The sequence below is a fragment of the Modicisalibacter xianhensis genome, assembly GCF_900113605.1.
GTDB lineage: Bacteria > Pseudomonadota > Gammaproteobacteria > Pseudomonadales > Halomonadaceae > Modicisalibacter > Modicisalibacter xianhensis.
Map to the genome: position 1 here is coordinate 270,537 of NZ_FOPY01000005.1, position 15,701 is coordinate 286,237.

Sequence of the window (15,701 nt, forward strand, 5' to 3'; positions counted from 1 at the left end):
CCGCCATTCTAGCGGAAGCGCCTACCCGGCGGGAACGATAGCGACCAAAGTGGAGTTAATCGAGGAGACCTGGACCTGACGCGGTCTTGCTGACCCAGCCACACCCCAGCCGCTTGGCTGGGCCGCTCGAAGGGATGTTTGACAATAAACCGGCCTTTGTTCTTGGCTCTCGCATGGAGCGGACTGGCTTCTGAGGAGAGGATCATCATTTCAGACACAAAAAAACCGCCATCAAGGGCGGTTTCTTTTTCAGGCAAGTGCCTGATGGCTCTACAATTTCTATGGTGCCGACACCAGGAGTCGAACCCGGGACCTACTGATTACAAGTCAATTGCACTTTGTAACGAAAAGTAAAACCGACTTGTGACGGCTCAGTACGGACCATAGTAAAGACAGTGACGGCGGGAGGGGCCGGTTGACGGCGCCTGACTGCCCCCTGCACTGCATTGGCGCTTTGAATCATGGCCAACCTCCCGGTAGTTGTCAACCCACTAATGTATTGGTATGACGAGGGAGGTCATCTCCCCCGCCGAGCCCTGTCATCACACCGGTGGCCGGGCATTGAGCGCCCGCCGCATGGCTTCGACATCGGGATGGACGTACTCCATCGTGGTGCGGATGTCGGTGTGGTTGAGGATGTTCTGGGTGAGATGGATATTGCGCTCGGGACTCTCCATCAGGCTCGTGCCCAGGAAGTGCCGGAACCGGTGCGGCGACAGCTTGCAGCCGGTCATCTCCGACAACACCTGGAAGAAGTGCTCGACCTGCCAGGTATCCATGTCCGTGCGCCGATGCCGGTGACTGAACCGGTTCACGTTGAAGAGCTGATCCTGGCGCTTGAAGCCCGAGTTATGGGCCGCGACGATCAGAGTATAGAGGTGCGGGTACAGGCCATCCGGAATCGGCAGGATGCTTTCGGAATGCGTCTTGGAGCCCGCGGCCGAGGCCCGGAAGATGCGCTTCTTGAGATTGACGTCCCCGGCCTGGATATGGAGAAGCTGATTGAGCCGGATTCCCGTGTAGAAGAAAGTCTCCATCAGCACCTGCCAGAACCAGGCCGGATGGATCTTCGAGCACTCGTCGTAGGCGGTCTCGAAGCGCCGGCACACCTCCAGGACCTCGCGCGCGTAGCGTATCTGCAGCGGCTGCAGGGATTTCTTGGGCGCTTTCGGCTGCTTGACCGAGACCTCCAGGAACGGATTGTGGGCGCAGGCAATCAGCTGATGCTTGATGCCGAAGTTGTAGAGCGCCTTGAGATGGCGGACGTAGTTATTCCAGCTCGCCTCGGTGATGCCGTCCGGTCGCGCCGGCGTGCGGATGATCGCCGTGCGCCACTCGATGACCATGGGCCGCGTGACCATGCTGGGGTAGGCCTCGTGGCCCAGGTAGCGGCGAAACAGGCGAACGACGGCGGTATAGGTGCTGACGCTCTTGGGGCGCAGGTGCTTGTCGGCGGCGTAGCGGCTCACCAGTTCCAGAAACGACACGTCATACATGGGACTCTTCCCCTTCTGCGGGGGCGGTCGCAAGCGTCAGCACCCAGTTGTCGGGTGGCAGCGTGCGACTCACCTGGTACGGATCCTCGATCAGGTACCCCATCAGCGTTCGGGTCTTGTTCGGTCCCTGGACGGTGACCTTTTGGATATTCCGTCCCCGGGTTCTGACGTGACGGCCCAGCTTCTGGAAGCGCTGCTGGACGGCTTTCCATTGCGTCTCGTCGTTCAGTGCTTCCCTGCTGAAGCGCTTGAAGATGCCGGGGCTGACCAGGAACCAGGTGCCGTTCACCGTGTGCACCGGTGCCTTCGTGTCATTGATGACCAGGGAATGATTCGCCAGCCCCGTCGTCAGCCACTGCCAGAACCGCTCGCCCAGGTCCAGGGCGTTGTCGGATTGTTGTGTCGCCTTTATTTGAGCGTTTTCTTTTTTAGCAGAAACCGAGAGACAGTTCCTGTCGGCAATCTCTGAAAGTTTTGTCTCCGTAGGCTGATCGCCGCCAGGGCCGATCCGGCCTGGCCCCTGTCCTTGCTCCGCCACTTGGGGGAACAGGCTCAAGATCTCCTCATCCAGGGTCTCCTCCGGGGCAGACTGTGGTGCGTCTGAGGTGGTTGACGTTTCAGGGTTGGGAGCGCTGGGCGGCTCGGCCTGGGCAGGCGGCAGCGCAGCCTCATCTGGTGACGAATCGGTGGCTTCGAAACGGGATGACTCGTGGACGGTGGGGTGCTGTGTAGGGAGCTTATCCGAGGACGAGGCGGGATCATCCAAACGGCCGGCTTCCGAAGCCTCCGTCGCGCCGACGTCCTTAACCGTCAAGGTGCCGCGGAACGCCGGCGGCCTGTCCGCCACGCCCCAGATCAGCGTCGGCGAGACCTTGATCATGCTGAAGGTCTGCTGCCAGTCGCCATCGACGATCTCGCATTGCCAGACGGCCTTGCCCTCGCTGACTTCCTCGATCAGCCCATGCGACTGCAGCTCGCCATAGAGTCGGTTCAGGTCGGCGGGGATGCTTTTAATGCCTTGCGCGTAGAGGTGGGTCTTGAGTTCGTTGACTGCCCGCGGCGAGACCAACCAGAGGGCATCCTCGGTGAGCCACCCCACCCCGCCCTTCTGATTGAGCTTGAACTGCTCGCGGACAAGGTAGCGCAGCCCCTCGGCCAGTTTGCGCTGAAGGGAGTCGGTCGGTGCCGCGAGGGCCTGGACAGGATCGCCACCCAGCGCCCTGGCGACGCTGGCACGATCCGCCTGGTGAACCAGCTCGACAATGATCCCGCCGCGCTCGGTGTGGCCGGCGATCGTGTACATCAGCAGCGCGAAGAGCCTGGGCTGGCTCATCAGCCAGTCCAGGACCCTGGGGCCCAGGACCTGCTGAGCCAGCAGCGGATTGACGGCGCTGTGCAGGTGGTAATCCCGGCCGGCTCGGTAGCGTACCCGGTAGGGCCCCGGAATCGCTCCATGCCATAGGCGCCATTCGCGGCCGTCCTCGAGATGGATCTCGAGGTCGACCAGGACCTTGGCGACGTCGTGCATGAGGGCGCCGTAGATGATGGCCACACTCCATAGCTCGCCGGCCGAGCTCTGGTCCTCGGGTTTGGCGCCCGGTGGCAAAAGATGGCGCTGCCGGAGACGCAATCCATAGCAGGCCATCTCGAGCGCATGATCGAGCATGCCGCCGGGATAGGCGTGGTGATGCGACTCGGAGGCCGGCAGCAGCTGAATGAGCTCCGCGTAGCGCTGGATGGGTGCCAGCAGGTATTCGTCGAAGACGGGCCGCGTCAGGGACGTGGTATCCCAGAGCAGCTTGAGCATGGCCTGGCGACGCGGCGTCGCGAGTAGCTCCGCACCGGACCGAGGGTGATGGAACCCTTTGCCAGTCTGTGAGGCAGCTCCGGACCGTGAAAAAAGACGTACAAGCATAAGTAGGCTCTGTCACCAGGGTTCCTATTGTTGTGACAGAGCTGCGTCTCGACGCGAAGGAAAAACGTTAAGCCGGTCTGATAGGCATTCCAGTCGATACTAAACCAACGACTGGCCGCTCAGCTGAGTTACGTAGCGCATGCGGATTGTAGTGCTTGCCGAGGAAGGCACAGTTGAGGCATGTCTACAGGCGCTCTACTGTATGGCGAGAGAGTAGGGAAAAGCGTATGCTATACACGTATAGCAATCCTAGCGGAGGGCCCAACATGCTGGCCATACGACTCCCCACCGACATTGAGGCCCGCCTCGAGGCCTTGGCCAAAGCCACCGGGCGCACTAAAACCTTTTATGCCCGCGAGGCAATCCTTGAGCACCTGGACGACCTCGAGGATATCTACCTGGCCGAGCAGGCCCTAGAGCAGGTACGCCGCGGCGAGATGACTACCCGTAGCCTGGATGACCTGGAGCGTGAGCTTGGCCTGGCGGATTGAGCTCACGGATGATGCTGTAAAGCAGCTCAAGAAGATGGGACATACGGACGCCAAGCGTATCCGTGATTATCTCCGCTCCCGGGTACAGCCCTTGGAAGATCCTCGGCAGTTAGGCAAGCCCCTGACCGGACAGTTCAGTGAATTATGGCGCTACCGCGTAGGTGACTATCGGATCATCGCCAGTATCGAGGATGAAGAAGTGCGCATCCTGGTCATTCGACTTGGTCACCGCCGCGACATCTATCGTCGTTGATGCACTCATTGGAAAAGCCTTAAGTGTGCCTTTCAAAACCTGCCTTGAAGCTTGTTCAAACAGACCAGTGAGCACCCCAGCAGCGTAAAGGCATAATGAATATCGGTACGTCGCTCATAGCGTATCGCTAATCGCCTCATCCGCCCCAACCAGGCAAAAGTTCGTTCGACCACCCAGCGGTGGCGTCCGAGTCGTTGCCCGTCTTCCACGCCCCGACGAGCGATACGAGGCTGGATACCACGAGCCCGACATGACCGGCGGCAGCGCCGATGATCATAAGCCTTGTCTGCATGAAGCTTTCGAGGGCGACAACGAGGCCGCCCTGGTCGGCCCGATGACACTGGCTGCACGCTATCGAGCAAGGCTGCCAAAGGCACGCTGTCATGCATATTGGCACCCGACAGCAGGACGGCCAAGGGAACGCCCTGGCGATCCGTCAGCAGGTGGCGCTTGGTGCCCGGTCTGCCCCGGTCCGTCGGGTTGGAGCCGATGGCTGAGCCCCCTTTTGCCGGTACGGATGCGCTATCCATACAGGCCCGTTCCCAGTCGAGCTGATCGGCATGGTGAAGGTGTTCCAGTAACGTCTGGTGCAGGCGCTCCCAGACACCGGCCTCCTGCCAATCGCACAGGCGGCGCCAACAGGTGACGCCTGAACCGCAGCCCATCTCCTGCGGCAGCATCTCCCAGGGGATGCCTGAGCGCAGGACGAACAGGATGCCTGTCAGGGCATCGCGGTTGGAGATGGGCGGCCGCCCACCACGCGGCTTGGGCTTCGGCGGTGGCATCAGCGGCTCAATAATGGACCAGAGTTCATCGGATACGATTTTCTTAGCCATACCGAAAATCTAGGCATGGCTGAGGCTGCCTTCAAGGTTTTGAAAGGCACTGTAAAGCCATTCCGGCTAACCCTAGGAGCAACACGGCGATAGCGCTCATTAACTTCTCCCTTGGCTATACGTATATGTTGTTGTTCTGATGGGTTACGTAGGGGGCCTAACTAGTTACCTTAATAATGTCGAGCTGCGTCTACCGCTTTGCCCTTGGTTGCCAGCGCTGATGCCAGCCATCTGTTATGTGGTGGGCACGATCAGTGACGCCTTGGCCTATTATGGCGAATGTCCTTGTTTTATTTAGTAGCGCTATACTCAATCATGACTCGCCTGTATAAGGCATGAAAAAAGACGAAACACCATCTACTCGTGCATCATTGTATAGGCGAGCCTGTGCCCTGTTCAGTCGCGGTGGTAGCGACTCGCCATAATCAATAGCTTCCTCAATCGCTACTACGTACCATTGGCGCTGCTGAACGCGCTGAACTGCAGCCGCTTCAGCAGCCTCATAGTCATCACAGTTCACCCAGACTTCAGCTACAGCATTAGTCATCCCAGCAAGTGCTGGGGAGTCTGGATGTGGTTTGGCATGAATCACAAACAAATACAATGCTTATTAGCCTGCGAGCAAAACATTCTCAAAGGCTAACAGTCCCGTGCGCGTTTAGTTACTGATTATTCATACACCTACTTCCTTCCGTTGGTTGACGCTAACCTTTCCCCCGGAAACCGGTCCAGCCTCAGTGTGAGATTCCCGCTACGTGACCCTGATAGCAGGAGATTTTGCGATGCAGCGTAACCGACATGCTGACGAGCATGACCCTCACTCAATATCAGGACCGGCTATCTCCCGATCAACTCCGCCACCTGGCGGCAACTCTGATATCGCAGGTCGAGGAAAAGGAACAGGCGCTGCGACACAGCGAACAATCAACCAGAAGCTGACCGATGAACTGGCGCTGCTCAAACGCCATGCCTTCGGCAAGCGCAGCAAACAGCTCAACGTGCTGCAGATCAGCCTGCTGGACAAGGTGGTGGATGCCGACATTGCCGCCATCGAGACCGAGATGGAAGATCTAGTCACGCCTGATACACTGGGGATCAAGAACACCCAATCGGCGCCCCTTGCCCCCTGAGCTGCCGCTCATCGAGATCCGCCATGGCCCGGAGAGTGAGCACTGCGCCTGTGGCTGCCAACTGCGATGGCTTGGCGAGGAGACCTCCGAGAAGCTCGATTACACGTCTGCGTGTTCCACGCCGAGCGCCACATCAACGGCAAGTGGGTCTGTGCCAGTGCGAGACGCTGACCCAGCAACCGATGCCGGCGCAGATCATCGAAAAGGGTATCCCTACCGCTGGCCTGCTGGCTCAGGTGCTGATCGCTAAATACGCCGATCCCCCTGCCGCTCTATTGCCAGGAGCAGCCCTTTGCCCGAGCCGGTGTAGCGCTTCCGCGTTCCACTCTAGCCGAGTGGATCAGCATCTGCGGGGTGCGGCTCCAGCCGCTGATCGATGCCTTACGTGACCTGCTACTCAGCGAGCCGGCGCTGCCTGTCGATGAAGCTCCGGTGCCGATGCTCGTCCCGGGCAAGAAGAAGGCCCACCGAGCCTATCTCTGGGCCTATGCCACCACACCCTACGCTGAATTGAAGGCGGTGGTTTATGACTTCAGCGAGGGGCGCGGCGGTCCGCGATCACGCGCGTCTGCCGCCGCCCCGCCTGGTACTTACCGGTTCAGCGCCTGCATCTGTGGCGCGTCGTAGCGGCTGCCGGCAGCAGCGCCCGGCGGCAGAATGGCGTCGATCCGCGCGCGGTCCTCGGCGGTGATGCGCACGTCGAGCGCGCCCACATTCTCGTCCAGTCGAGCGCGTTTTTTGGTCCCGGGGATGGGAACGATGTCCTCTCCCTGCGCCAGCAGCCAGGCCAGCGCGAGTTGGGACGACGTGCAGCCCTTTTCCCGCGCCATCGTCTCGACCTCCTGCACCAGATCAAGGTTCTTCTGGAAGTTCTCGCCCTGGAAGCGCGGCGCGCTGCGGCGGTAGTCGTCCTCGGCGAGATCATCGACGCTGCGGATCTGGCCAGTGAGAAAGCCGCGTCCGAGCGGGCTGTAGGCCACATAGCCGATGCCCAGTTGCCGCACCGTCGGCAGGATCTCCTCCTCCGGCTCACGGCTCCACAGGGAGTATTCGGTTTGCAGCGCAGCGATGGGATGCACGGCATGGGCCCGGCGGATCGTCTCCGGCCCAGCCTCGGACAGGCCGAGATAGCGGACCTTGCCGGCCTTCACGAGCTCGGCCATGGCGCCCACCGTTTCCTCGATCGGCGTGTTCGGGTCGACGCGGTGCTGGTAATAGAGGTCGATGTGGTCGACGCCGAGGCGCTTGAGCGACGCATCGCAGGCCTGCCACACGTATTCGGCGTCCCCGCGAATGCCGAGAAACTCCCCCTTCTCACTGCGGACATTGCCGAACTTGGTGGCAAGCACGACCTGGTCACGGAGGCCCTCGATCGCCTTGCCGACCAGAACCTCGTTGGTGAACGGGCCGTACATGTCGGCGGTGTCCAGCAACGTCACGCCAAGGTCGATGGCGCGGTGGATCGTCGCCACCGCCTCGGCTTCGTCGCGGCCTGCGTAAAAGTCCGACATTCCCATGCAGCCGAGGCCGAGTGCGGAGACCTCGAGGCCCTCTCGGCCAAGCTTGCGCGTATGCATCTGCAGGTTCCTCTTTCAGTTGTCGCCTTCAGGTTAAGCGGTGTTATCCCACAAAAGGATGGACGCAGTTCAGGGTTTTGCAACCATGCGCGAACCGCCCGGTGTAGGAGCGCCATACCCTGGCCTCGTTCACCGCCCCAGTGGACACGCTGCCCCCGGCCATGCTTTCGTGGACCTGGATGACTTCGAAACCATTACTTCACGAGGCCAAACATCTAGTGCCGTTCCGAGCCGTCGACTCGGTTCGCCGGGTCGCTCAACGCCTAGTTGGGACAACGCTCATCCCTGCGGACAGTGCGCTCCGGAATCTATCCAGGCCTGGGTCAGATCGCCGAAGATCTTCTGGGTACCGGGCGCCGGCTGACGGCCTTCGCCCGGGTGCCAGCCCCAGCCGACCAGCGTGTCGGTTGCGTTGTGCTTCTGCAGCTCGGCCAGGGTCTTGTGGCTGCGGTCTTGGTCTTTCAGCTGCTGGCAGATCGCGGCAAGGGATTTGCCTTCCCAGGCTTGCTCGGGTGGCGCCAGGTGCCATTTCGGATGACCGGGGATGGAGCCTTCCTGCGTACTGTAGGGAACATTCTCGGGACCGTGGCAGGTCATGCAGCGCATGCCGGGAGCGCCGATATTGCCCATGCCCCGCACCACCAGCGGCTGGTGCACTTGCTGCTCCATGCCCTGCAGGGGACTGTCACCACGGGGATGGCAGTTGACACAGCGGGGATGCTTGAGCACCTTGCCCATTTCGTTGAACAGGGCAACCGAGCGCTCCTTCAAGTTGTTGATGGAGTCAAAGTCCGCGGGGGACTTCAGGGACTTCGCCTCGGCCGACGCGCTCTGGGCGATCGCTGGGCCCAGGGCAAAGGCCATCGCGACGGCAAGCAGGGCGGCGCAGACGGCATAAAAAAGAATGCGTTTCATGATGGCCCCCCTCAGGCTTCGGATGGAACGAGCGGCAGGCGATTGACTCGCTGACCGGTGAGCCGACGCCAGGCATTGGCGATCGCCGGCCCGACCGGCGGAACCCCGGGCTCGCCAACGCCGGTCGGCGCCTCGGTGGAAGCCATCACGGCCACTTCCACCTCCGGCATTTCGTGGATACGAAGGGAGGGATAGGTATCGAAGTTGGCCTGCTTGACGTAGCCATCCTCGGTAAGCGTGATGGCGTCGTACAGTATCGCCCCGGCCCCGAACCCAATGCCTCCCTCCATCTGCGCACGGATGATATCGGGGTTGACCGCGACGCCGCAGTCCACCGCGCACCAGACCTTGTGCACCCGCGGTGTCCCGTCGCCGTTGTCCGAGACCTCGGCGATTTCGGCGACATAGGTGTTAAAGCTTTTGTGCAGGGCCACGCCGCGCTGACGCCCTGCCGGGGCCTGGCCGGAGGCGTTGGCAATCTGCGCCACTTTCTCCAGAACGGCACGGTGGCGTGGGTACTGATTGCCCAATAGTGCCAGACGCCCCTCAATAGGATCTTTGCCGGCTTTCTCCAACAGCTCGTCGATAAACGCTTCGGTGGCATAGCCGGTATGGGTGTGACCCACCGAGCGCCACCAGAGGGTAGATACCCCGTTGTCCATCAGGTGCTGTCCGACCCGCTGGTTGAGGATGGCATAGGGCAACTCACGGGAACCCTCGATGGCCGTGGAATCGATACCGTCCTGGATCATGCCTTCGAATCCCGCCGTTCCCTTGACGAACGACTGCACCGCGATCTGGTGGTCCCAGGCGGTGATATTGCCGTCCTGGTCCAGGGCGCCACGCAACCGGTGGACGGCCAAAGGACGGTAGCGCCCACCTCGGATGTCGTTCTCCCGCGTCCACATCAGCTTGACCGGACGATCGCTGCCGAGGGCTTTGGCCACCTCGGCGGCTTCGGCGGCAAATTCTCCCCCGGGCTGGGCACGACGCCCGAAACTGCCGCCGGCGAACAGGGTGTGAAGGGTGATCTTGTCCTCTCCGACACCGAACACCTGGGCCAGGGCGCCGAGATCCAGCGTCTGCAGCTGCGAGCCGAGCCAGGCCGTGACCTGGCCGTCCTTGTACTGGACGACCGCATCCAGCATTTCCATGGGAGCGTGTGCCAGGAAGGGAAAGTAGAAAGTCTGCTCGAAAACGCTTTCGGCGGCGGCGAGGCTCTTTTCCACGTCCCCATCGTTCCGTGCCGAAACGCCATGGCTCTGGACCGCCTTGAGGTAATCCGCTTCCATCTCGGCGGATGAACGTTTCTCGGCGTTGTCGCTATTCCATGTCATCTCGAGAGCCTCGCGGCCCTTCAGGGCGGCGTAGGTGTTCTCGGCGTAGATGGCGACGCCGGCAGGCACCATCTTGACGTCAATGACGCCCTTGACGGCCCGCGCCGGCTTATCGTTCACCGAGGCGACCGTCGCGCCGAACTGGGGAGGGTGCAGGATGGTGGCGGTGACCAGATCATCGGGATACAGATCGAGAGTGAAGCGCTGTTGCCCCGTGCTCTTGTCGCGGGAGTCGAGTTTGGCGACATGAGCACCAATCAGGGTGAACTGATCGGGGGACTTGAGCCTGGGCTCGGCCGGTGCTTCTAACTTGGCTGCCTCGGCAGCCAGTTCTCCGAAGCTCGCGCTGCGATTGCTGGCGGCATGGCTGACGGTGCCCTTGGCCACCGTGATCTCGCTGGCATCGACTTTCCAGCGGTTGGCCGCGGCCTGGACTAGCATCGCGCGCGCGGCGGCGCCGGCCTTGCGCATCTGCTGGTAGGAGTTGGCGATGGCGGTGGACCCACCGGTGCCCATCAGACCGAAAATGGTATTGACATAGGTTTCAGTCTCCGCCGGCGCCATCTCGGCGCGCATCTGGCTCCAGTCTGCGTCCATCTCTTCGGCCACCAGCGTCGAGAGCCCGGTGGTGGGCCCCTGCCCCATCTCGATGTGCTTGACCATCACGGTGACGGTATCGTCGGGTGCGATACGGATGAAGGCATTGGGGGCAAAACCGCCCGGGGTCGGGTCGTTGATGACGGCGGCCGCCCCGGATTGGGCCCGCGCCCGCGGTGGCAGGTAAACCCCGATAATCAGGCCGGCGGCGACTGCCGCCGAGCCCTGCAGAAAGCCTCGGCGCGATAGGCCACCGTCGCCCGCCCGCTCCGGCGATGGCTCAAGAGCAGTTTTGGCCACCGCTTCGAGGGACGGGACTCGTTCGTTGAAGATGTCGGTCATCGCTCAATCCTCCAGGGTATCGGCGGCGTTGTGGATCGCCTTGCGGATGCGCACATAAGTGGCGCAGCGGCAGATGTTGCCGGCCATGGCCTGGTCGATGTCGGTGTCGGTGGGCTTGGGAACCTCTCTCAGCAGAGCGACAGCCGACATCACCTGCCCGGACTGGCAGTAGCCGCACTGGGGCACGTCAATGGCAATCCAGGCATCCTGCACCGCTTGGGCCTCCTTGCCGTCCAGCCCTTCGATCGTGGTCACGGAGCCACCATTCACTTGGGAGATCGGCGTGACGCAGGAGCGGCGGGGCATGCCGTTGAGATGCACGGTACAAGCGCCGCACTGGGCGATCCCACAGCCGAATTTCGTGCCGGTGAGTCTGAAATCGTCGCGGATAACCCAGAGCAACGGGGTATCCGGCTCTACACCGGTGGAAACGCTCTTGCCGTTGAGTTTGAAGGTGATTGTCATGCCCTTAGCCTCATTGCGTCCTGGTATGCCTGTGCGGTGGCGAATGAGCGTCGTGCTGCGACTCGCTCCTTTTCTACCCTAGTCCGCTAAGTTTGGGTGAAGCAAATGCAAAGGTCTCGTGTACCGGGACGCCCCAAGTGGCATGTTCTGGCTATAGGATGGTCTGCGTGGCGCGCCTGCCTTAACTCGCCACGGAAGTAGTGGCATTGCCGCCCATGGCGATCGACATGCCCCAGCCGATCGCCACCAGTCCGGCCCAGCCTTGCTGGACACCCACAGGTGGTGTATCGATAACAAGGCAATTAAAGGTGGAACGCAATGCCACAACAGGAAGCAATAGGACTTTTGACCGATCGCCAGCTTAGCGTGTTGGCGGGGAAGGTGGCTGCGACTGCCCGGCCTACGAAGACATCGATTTCTGCAAGCATTGCGTGGCGGCGATCTTGGCGTATCCGGCGGACCAAACTGAGCAAATGCGTCTGACGCAGGGGGATGACACCGACCGGATTCACGCCTACCTGCAGCAAATGGAGAAGGCATCGTTGGTCAAAGCGCTTTAATTCATCACTCGTCGCAAGTGATCCGGTGCTGCATCATCAGTGGTCGCTGCGGGCCGACGCAGTGCTGGGAGTGCTGGATTACAAGTCGCTAAAAAGGGTCATCGCACTTTGCCGGGAAGCGCGGCACGCGCCTGCAGTGCAACAATAAGCCTCAAGAGTTCAAAGCTCGCGCTGGCGTAGCCACTCGTCGAACTCACTGGCGACGATACGCTCGCCGGTGAGACCGTCGCTAGCATCCGAGGCCAGGAACACAATGGAATCGGCCATCACTGCGGGGCTGAGCAGGCCGAATTGAGCCTTGATCGCCTCCTTGTGCTCCTCGGGGATCATGCCGGTCTCGGTGGCGCCGCCCGGCAACAGCATATTGACGTCGACGTTCGCCTCGCGGAGATCCTCGGCCATGATCAGCGAGAGCGACTCGGCGCCGGCACGGGAGGGGCCGTAGGGCACGAAGCCTTGGCGACGCATGGTGGCATGGTTCATCGTAATATTGACGATCTTGCCCTTGCCCTGTTCTAGGAACAGCGCCATGAACGCCTTGGTGACCAGAAAATAGCCGGTCAGGTTGGTGTCGATGAGGTCACGAAAGCCTGCGGCGGAAACCTTGTAGAACGGCTGTGGATCGGTGAGGAAATCGGGGTTGACCGTGCGCATGCCGATGCCGGCGTTGTTGACCAGCAGATCCAGCCCGCCCCAGCGTCGCCGCACCTCGTCCACTGCGGTGGCGATAGACTGTTCGTCACGCACATCCATTACCAGTGCGTGGGCGTCAAGCCGGCGTTGCGCGAGAGAAGCCACGACAGTGTCGAGCTTTTCCGCCGAGCGTGCCGTGAGTATTACCGTTGCGCCCGCCTCCGCCAACGCCTCGGCCATGGCCAGGCCGAGGCCACTCGACGCACCGGTGACCAGGGCGCGCTTGCCTTGCAAAGGCTGTTCCGTCATCGCATCACTCCTTTCATTCATCAATCTTGGCCTCGACATGTCAGCAGTGCCTACCAGAAGCCCGCCATATCGGCGGCGCCTCGAAGGGCTGATGTGTCGCCTCGTTAAGATGCCCGTTTCCCCTGCCTCCCACGTCGCGTTGTCAGAAGATATCCGGCAGCAGCAAGGCCGAGCATGGCGATACTAAACGGCTTTTCGTTCAGTGGCTTTCCGGCGACACGCGGCACTACCTCGGGGAACTCCGCATCGATGCCGCCCGTGTTGGGGAACGCGAAAGCGGATAGCTGGGCAAAGAAGAACGATGCAGGCAGGACAGCCGCGAATGCCATGCTGGTCGGCTTCAATGGCTTTTGGCGAAGAAAATAGAGACCGCCAACACCCGCAAGCGTTCCTAGCATGATGGTCATTGCGTCGTGAAACTTGGCATGTGGTGGCCAATTGGGGTTATACATATGGGTTCTGTTCATGTCGAGGGCCCAGGAACCGACGATTGCGATCGTATTGGTAGCATAGAGCAAGGCTCGGCCTGACTTCATGCAAGTATCGCCATCTGCTTTGTCATAACCCTGTTGTCGAAGGAGCTTTTCATGCTTCATCGCATCCTCTCCATACGTTCAAGAGCATAGCCAGACATTGCCTGCGACCTCGGCGCTGATTTGCTGGATTGTAGTCAATGGTTTTTGGCTCTTCGCAGATCAGCATGAAACGAGCAAGGTCCGTGGGGACAGGCAGAATAGAAAAACGGTGGTAATCCGGATAAGCCGATATTCGCCAAAACGTTAGCCTATGGACATCGTCGTTGCCATGGACGCTACTCCGCTCTGCCTATTCTGGGAAACGTTTCACTCCCCGTCCAACAAACCTTTCTCGCGCCGACACCCTGCTTATTCAGCTAGCAACGTATCCTCACGTGCCCGGTCTGCAGTGACTGTGACCAGGCCTGTCTCCTGACACAGGATGCGCATTACCGGCGTGTTCGCGAAGCGCCACTGTTTCTATCACGTGGTGACTGGGCTTTCCCATGCGACGTCTGCGCTGCCCCGTCTGTGGCCCAATGTGCTGAACGGATTGACTGACTGCCTAACCGATCCTCCGCCACCGATACGCTACGTCAGTGGGTGGAATGTCTGGTGTACTGCAGGGCCCGTCCCGAACTAATTTGGAAGCGTGTAATTAATCATCCGGGACCCGGCACTAGCGCCTGGTCCGGATATTAGGGACCGCTTCAGCCATTCTATGAATCTAGGCAGCTTAAGCGGGGCAACCTGCGCTGCCACGTCGATGTTGGCCCATGCATAGGCAGTCGAAATCACGCTCAGACGCGGTTGAGAAAATATGTCCCTTGCTGGCGACTAACAGGGAGAAGATATGCTTGCCATGCTAAATAACGCCGCATGGCGGAACCGGAGCATGTAAGCCTTCACGTTGCGTGCAAGGTGTAGGTAAATACCGTAGCATTAAAACCGATAACGGATAAAGGCCCCGACATAAGCCTGGGTGACATCACCGATATCATCGACGATAGGGCTGTCCTCGGCGTCCCCCGTCAGTTGTGAGACGCCAGCCAGGCCGGTAATCGACTCCTCGGGCGTCAGCCAGTAGCTCAGGCTGCCGCCTAGGCCGAAACGGAAGTAACCCTCGTCAGGGCCGTAGGCGGACAGGCCGAAACGCGCACTTTCACGCGAAGAGATGCGACTTTCAGCGACCGGCGACGCCGACTTGCCTGGAAGACGACCAAGCGCCTGTCCAGCCTGGTCCGCTGGATAACCCGACAATTGCGGGACGAATGGAGCCCCGAGCAGATCAGTGGCTTCATGGCCAATGCCAATGGCATCCGCGTGAGCCATAAGTGGATCTACTCCCTTATCCGAGACGACAAGGTGCGTGGAGGTAACCTCTGGAAAGCCCTGCGGTTACCGCAGCGACGCTGCTACCACCGTCACTTGGCCAGACGCGCCGGACTCGGCAAGATCCCCCATCGTGTGGGCATTGAGCACCGTCCCGCTGAGGTAGAGGACCGCCTGTACATCGGCCACTGGGAAGGCGATCCGATCCTCAAGGGACATAAGGCGTCCGGCCTGGTAACGCTGGTCGAGCGCCGTAGTGGCTACTTGCTTGCCGCCAGGTTGCCGCACATTACGGCACGAGGCACCGCCAAGGCCATGACCCGGCTGCTGAAGCCTCGTCGGGGTGCCGTGAAAAGCATCACCCTAGATAACGGCTCGGAATTCGCCGACCATCGCCAGGTGGCCCAGGCCGTGAGCGCTGATACCTATTTCTGCGATCCCTACCGCTCCAGCCAGCGGGGGACAAACGAAAACACCGACGGGCTGATTCGGCAATACTTTCCAAAGGGCACCGATTTTCGGAGAGTGAGCGATGCCGAGTTACGACGCGTGGTAGAGAAGCTCAATAACCGGCCCAGGAAGCGCCTGGGTTACCGAACGCCCGCCCAGGTGTTTCTGGGAGAATGTTCAGGCGCATTGAAGACCGCAGGTGCTGCGTTTATTGGTTGAATCAAGAAGGATAGTTGAAACCATATCTACTTATGGGACGGGCACTTGTTCGGCTTTGAAAACCGTCCAGTGATTTACTAGAAGACGAGCATCAGGTGGACAGGGGATCACCCGCCACGAAGCTGAAGAGGTTCGCCGGCCCCAGCTGCAGGCCGCCGGTCAAGCCGGTAATGATCCAGTACCGCAAGCGCGACCTGCATGTGTGCATAGAGCATGTGTGCATAGAGATAGTCGTGGGCGGGCGTATCGGGCGCAATGATACGCCATCCGAGACCCCAGTTCCCGGACCAGTTCGAGAGCGTCTATGGCCTTTGCCCTGCCTCCTCTAC

Annotated in this window: 14 protein-coding genes, 1 tRNA gene and 2 pseudogenes; 6 read left to right on the forward strand and 11 right to left on the reverse strand. The window is 60.7% G+C overall.

The window, feature by feature from the left end; genetic code table 11:
- Positions 1–282: 282 nt before the first annotated feature.
- From BM194_RS20620 to mobH, 3 genes are all read right to left on the reverse strand, one after another.
- Positions 283–371, reverse strand: a tRNA-Ser gene (locus BM194_RS20620).
- Positions 372–542: 171 nt separating this feature from the next.
- Positions 543–1,496 (reverse strand): tyrosine-type recombinase/integrase, encoded by a 954-nt coding sequence (locus BM194_RS07855; RefSeq protein WP_092845443.1) that lies wholly within the window; start codon positions 1,494–1,496, stop codon positions 543–545.
- On the reverse strand, positions 1,489–3,411 hold the full coding sequence (mobH, locus tag BM194_RS07860) for a MobH family relaxase (protein WP_092845445.1): 1,923 nt from the start codon (positions 3,409–3,411) through the stop codon (positions 1,489–1,491). The genes BM194_RS07855 and mobH overlap by 8 nt, the downstream gene beginning before the upstream one ends.
- Before the next feature lie 266 nt (positions 3,412–3,677).
- Between mobH and relB the strand changes: the two genes are divergently transcribed.
- Complete coding sequence (gene relB / locus BM194_RS07865) at positions 3,678–3,902, forward strand: type II toxin-antitoxin system RelB family antitoxin (RefSeq protein ID WP_092845447.1); 225 nt, start codon at positions 3,678–3,680, stop codon at positions 3,900–3,902.
- Complete coding sequence (locus BM194_RS07870) at positions 3,886–4,155, forward strand: type II toxin-antitoxin system RelE family toxin (RefSeq protein WP_177223366.1); 270 nt, start codon at positions 3,886–3,888, stop codon at positions 4,153–4,155. Before relB ends, BM194_RS07870 begins: the two co-directional genes overlap by 17 nt.
- A gap of 32 nt (positions 4,156–4,187) precedes the next feature.
- On the opposite strand, the gene BM194_RS07875 is transcribed toward BM194_RS07870, so the two are convergent.
- Entirely contained in the window at positions 4,188–4,991 is an 804-nt protein-coding gene (locus tag BM194_RS07875; RefSeq protein WP_092845451.1) for an IS5 family transposase, read from the reverse strand.
- A gap of 782 nt (positions 4,992–5,773) precedes the next feature.
- On the opposite strand from BM194_RS07875, the gene BM194_RS20890 reads away from it, so the two are divergent.
- On the forward strand, positions 5,774–6,121 hold the full coding sequence (locus tag BM194_RS20890) for a transposase (RefSeq protein ID WP_244890906.1): 348 nt from the start codon (positions 5,774–5,776) through the stop codon (positions 6,119–6,121).
- A 264-nt stretch (positions 6,122–6,385) separates the two neighbouring features.
- Complete coding sequence (locus BM194_RS20895) at positions 6,386–6,748, forward strand: IS66 family transposase (protein WP_244890913.1); 363 nt, start codon at positions 6,386–6,388, stop codon at positions 6,746–6,748.
- Here BM194_RS20895 and BM194_RS07885 read toward each other — a convergent pair.
- From BM194_RS07885 to BM194_RS07900, 4 genes are all read right to left on the reverse strand, one after another.
- Complete coding sequence (locus tag BM194_RS07885) at positions 6,712–7,698, reverse strand: aldo/keto reductase (RefSeq protein ID WP_092845453.1); 987 nt, start codon at positions 7,696–7,698, stop codon at positions 6,712–6,714. The genes BM194_RS20895 and BM194_RS07885 overlap by 37 nt on opposite strands.
- 279 nt (positions 7,699–7,977) lie before the next feature.
- The gene (locus BM194_RS07890; protein WP_177223367.1) at positions 7,978–8,613 is read right to left on the reverse strand and encodes an Isoquinoline 1-oxidoreductase subunit; all 636 of its coding nucleotides are present in this window, start codon (positions 8,611–8,613) and stop codon (positions 7,978–7,980) included.
- An 11-nt stretch (positions 8,614–8,624) separates the two neighbouring features.
- The gene (locus BM194_RS07895) at positions 8,625–10,889 is read right to left on the reverse strand and encodes a xanthine dehydrogenase family protein molybdopterin-binding subunit (RefSeq protein WP_092845455.1); all 2,265 of its coding nucleotides are present in this window, start codon (positions 10,887–10,889) and stop codon (positions 8,625–8,627) included.
- Between the two features lie 3 nt (positions 10,890–10,892).
- Positions 10,893–11,354, reverse strand: a complete 462-nt coding sequence (locus tag BM194_RS07900; RefSeq protein WP_092845457.1) for a (2Fe-2S)-binding protein — start codon at positions 11,352–11,354, stop codon at positions 10,893–10,895.
- Between the two features lie 392 nt (positions 11,355–11,746).
- Between BM194_RS07900 and BM194_RS21110 the strand changes: the two are divergent.
- Positions 11,747–11,914: pseudogene (locus tag BM194_RS21110) on the forward strand (hypothetical protein); the annotation flags it as partial.
- 159 nt (positions 11,915–12,073) lie between these two features.
- Here BM194_RS21110 and BM194_RS07910 read toward each other — a convergent pair.
- The 3 genes from BM194_RS07910 to BM194_RS07920 all read right to left on the reverse strand — a co-directional run bounded on the left by BM194_RS07910 (position 12,074) and on the right by BM194_RS07920 (position 14,631).
- The gene (locus BM194_RS07910) at positions 12,074–12,856 is read right to left on the reverse strand and encodes an SDR family NAD(P)-dependent oxidoreductase (protein ID WP_092845461.1); all 783 of its coding nucleotides are present in this window, start codon (positions 12,854–12,856) and stop codon (positions 12,074–12,076) included.
- A 104-nt stretch (positions 12,857–12,960) separates the two neighbouring features.
- Positions 12,961–13,452: a DUF6640 family protein gene (locus BM194_RS07915; RefSeq protein WP_092845463.1), complete on the reverse strand. Its 492-nt coding sequence runs from the start codon at positions 13,450–13,452 to the stop codon at positions 12,961–12,963.
- An 861-nt stretch (positions 13,453–14,313) separates the two neighbouring features.
- A complete protein-coding gene (locus BM194_RS07920; protein ID WP_422730645.1) occupies positions 14,314–14,631 on the reverse strand; it encodes a MipA/OmpV family protein in 318 nt (105 codons plus the stop codon).
- On the opposite strand from BM194_RS07920, the pseudogene BM194_RS07925 reads away from it, so the two are divergent.
- Positions 14,557–15,372: pseudogene (locus tag BM194_RS07925) on the forward strand (IS30 family transposase); the annotation flags it as partial. The gene BM194_RS07920 and the pseudogene BM194_RS07925 sit on opposite strands and share 75 nt — an antisense overlap.
- Between the last annotated feature and the right edge of the window lie 329 nt (positions 15,373–15,701).

Coding starts and splice junctions, on each gene's coding strand:
- BM194_RS20890 (WP_244890906.1), top strand. CDS start 5,774: ATGCAGCGTAACCGACATGCTGACGAGCATGACCCTCACTCAATATCA.
- mobH (WP_092845445.1), bottom strand. CDS start 3,411: ATGCTTGTACGTCTTTTTTCACGGTCCGGAGCTGCCTCACAGACTGGC.
- BM194_RS07900 (WP_092845457.1), bottom strand. CDS start 11,354: ATGACAATCACCTTCAAACTCAACGGCAAGAGCGTTTCCACCGGTGTA.
- BM194_RS07910 (WP_092845461.1), bottom strand. CDS start 12,856: ATGACGGAACAGCCTTTGCAAGGCAAGCGCGCCCTGGTCACCGGTGCG.
- BM194_RS07915 (WP_092845463.1), bottom strand. CDS start 13,452: ATGAAGCATGAAAAGCTCCTTCGACAACAGGGTTATGACAAAGCAGAT.
- BM194_RS07885 (WP_092845453.1), bottom strand. CDS start 7,698: ATGCATACGCGCAAGCTTGGCCGAGAGGGCCTCGAGGTCTCCGCACTC.
- BM194_RS07875 (WP_092845451.1), bottom strand. CDS start 4,991: ATGGCTAAGAAAATCGTATCCGATGAACTCTGGTCCATTATTGAGCCG.
- BM194_RS07890 (WP_177223367.1), bottom strand. CDS start 8,613: ATGAAACGCATTCTTTTTTATGCCGTCTGCGCCGCCCTGCTTGCCGTC.
- BM194_RS07895 (WP_092845455.1), bottom strand. CDS start 10,889: ATGACCGACATCTTCAACGAACGAGTCCCGTCCCTCGAAGCGGTGGCC.
- relB (WP_092845447.1), top strand. CDS start 3,678: ATGCTGGCCATACGACTCCCCACCGACATTGAGGCCCGCCTCGAGGCC.
- BM194_RS07855 (WP_092845443.1), bottom strand. CDS start 1,496: ATGTATGACGTGTCGTTTCTGGAACTGGTGAGCCGCTACGCCGCCGAC.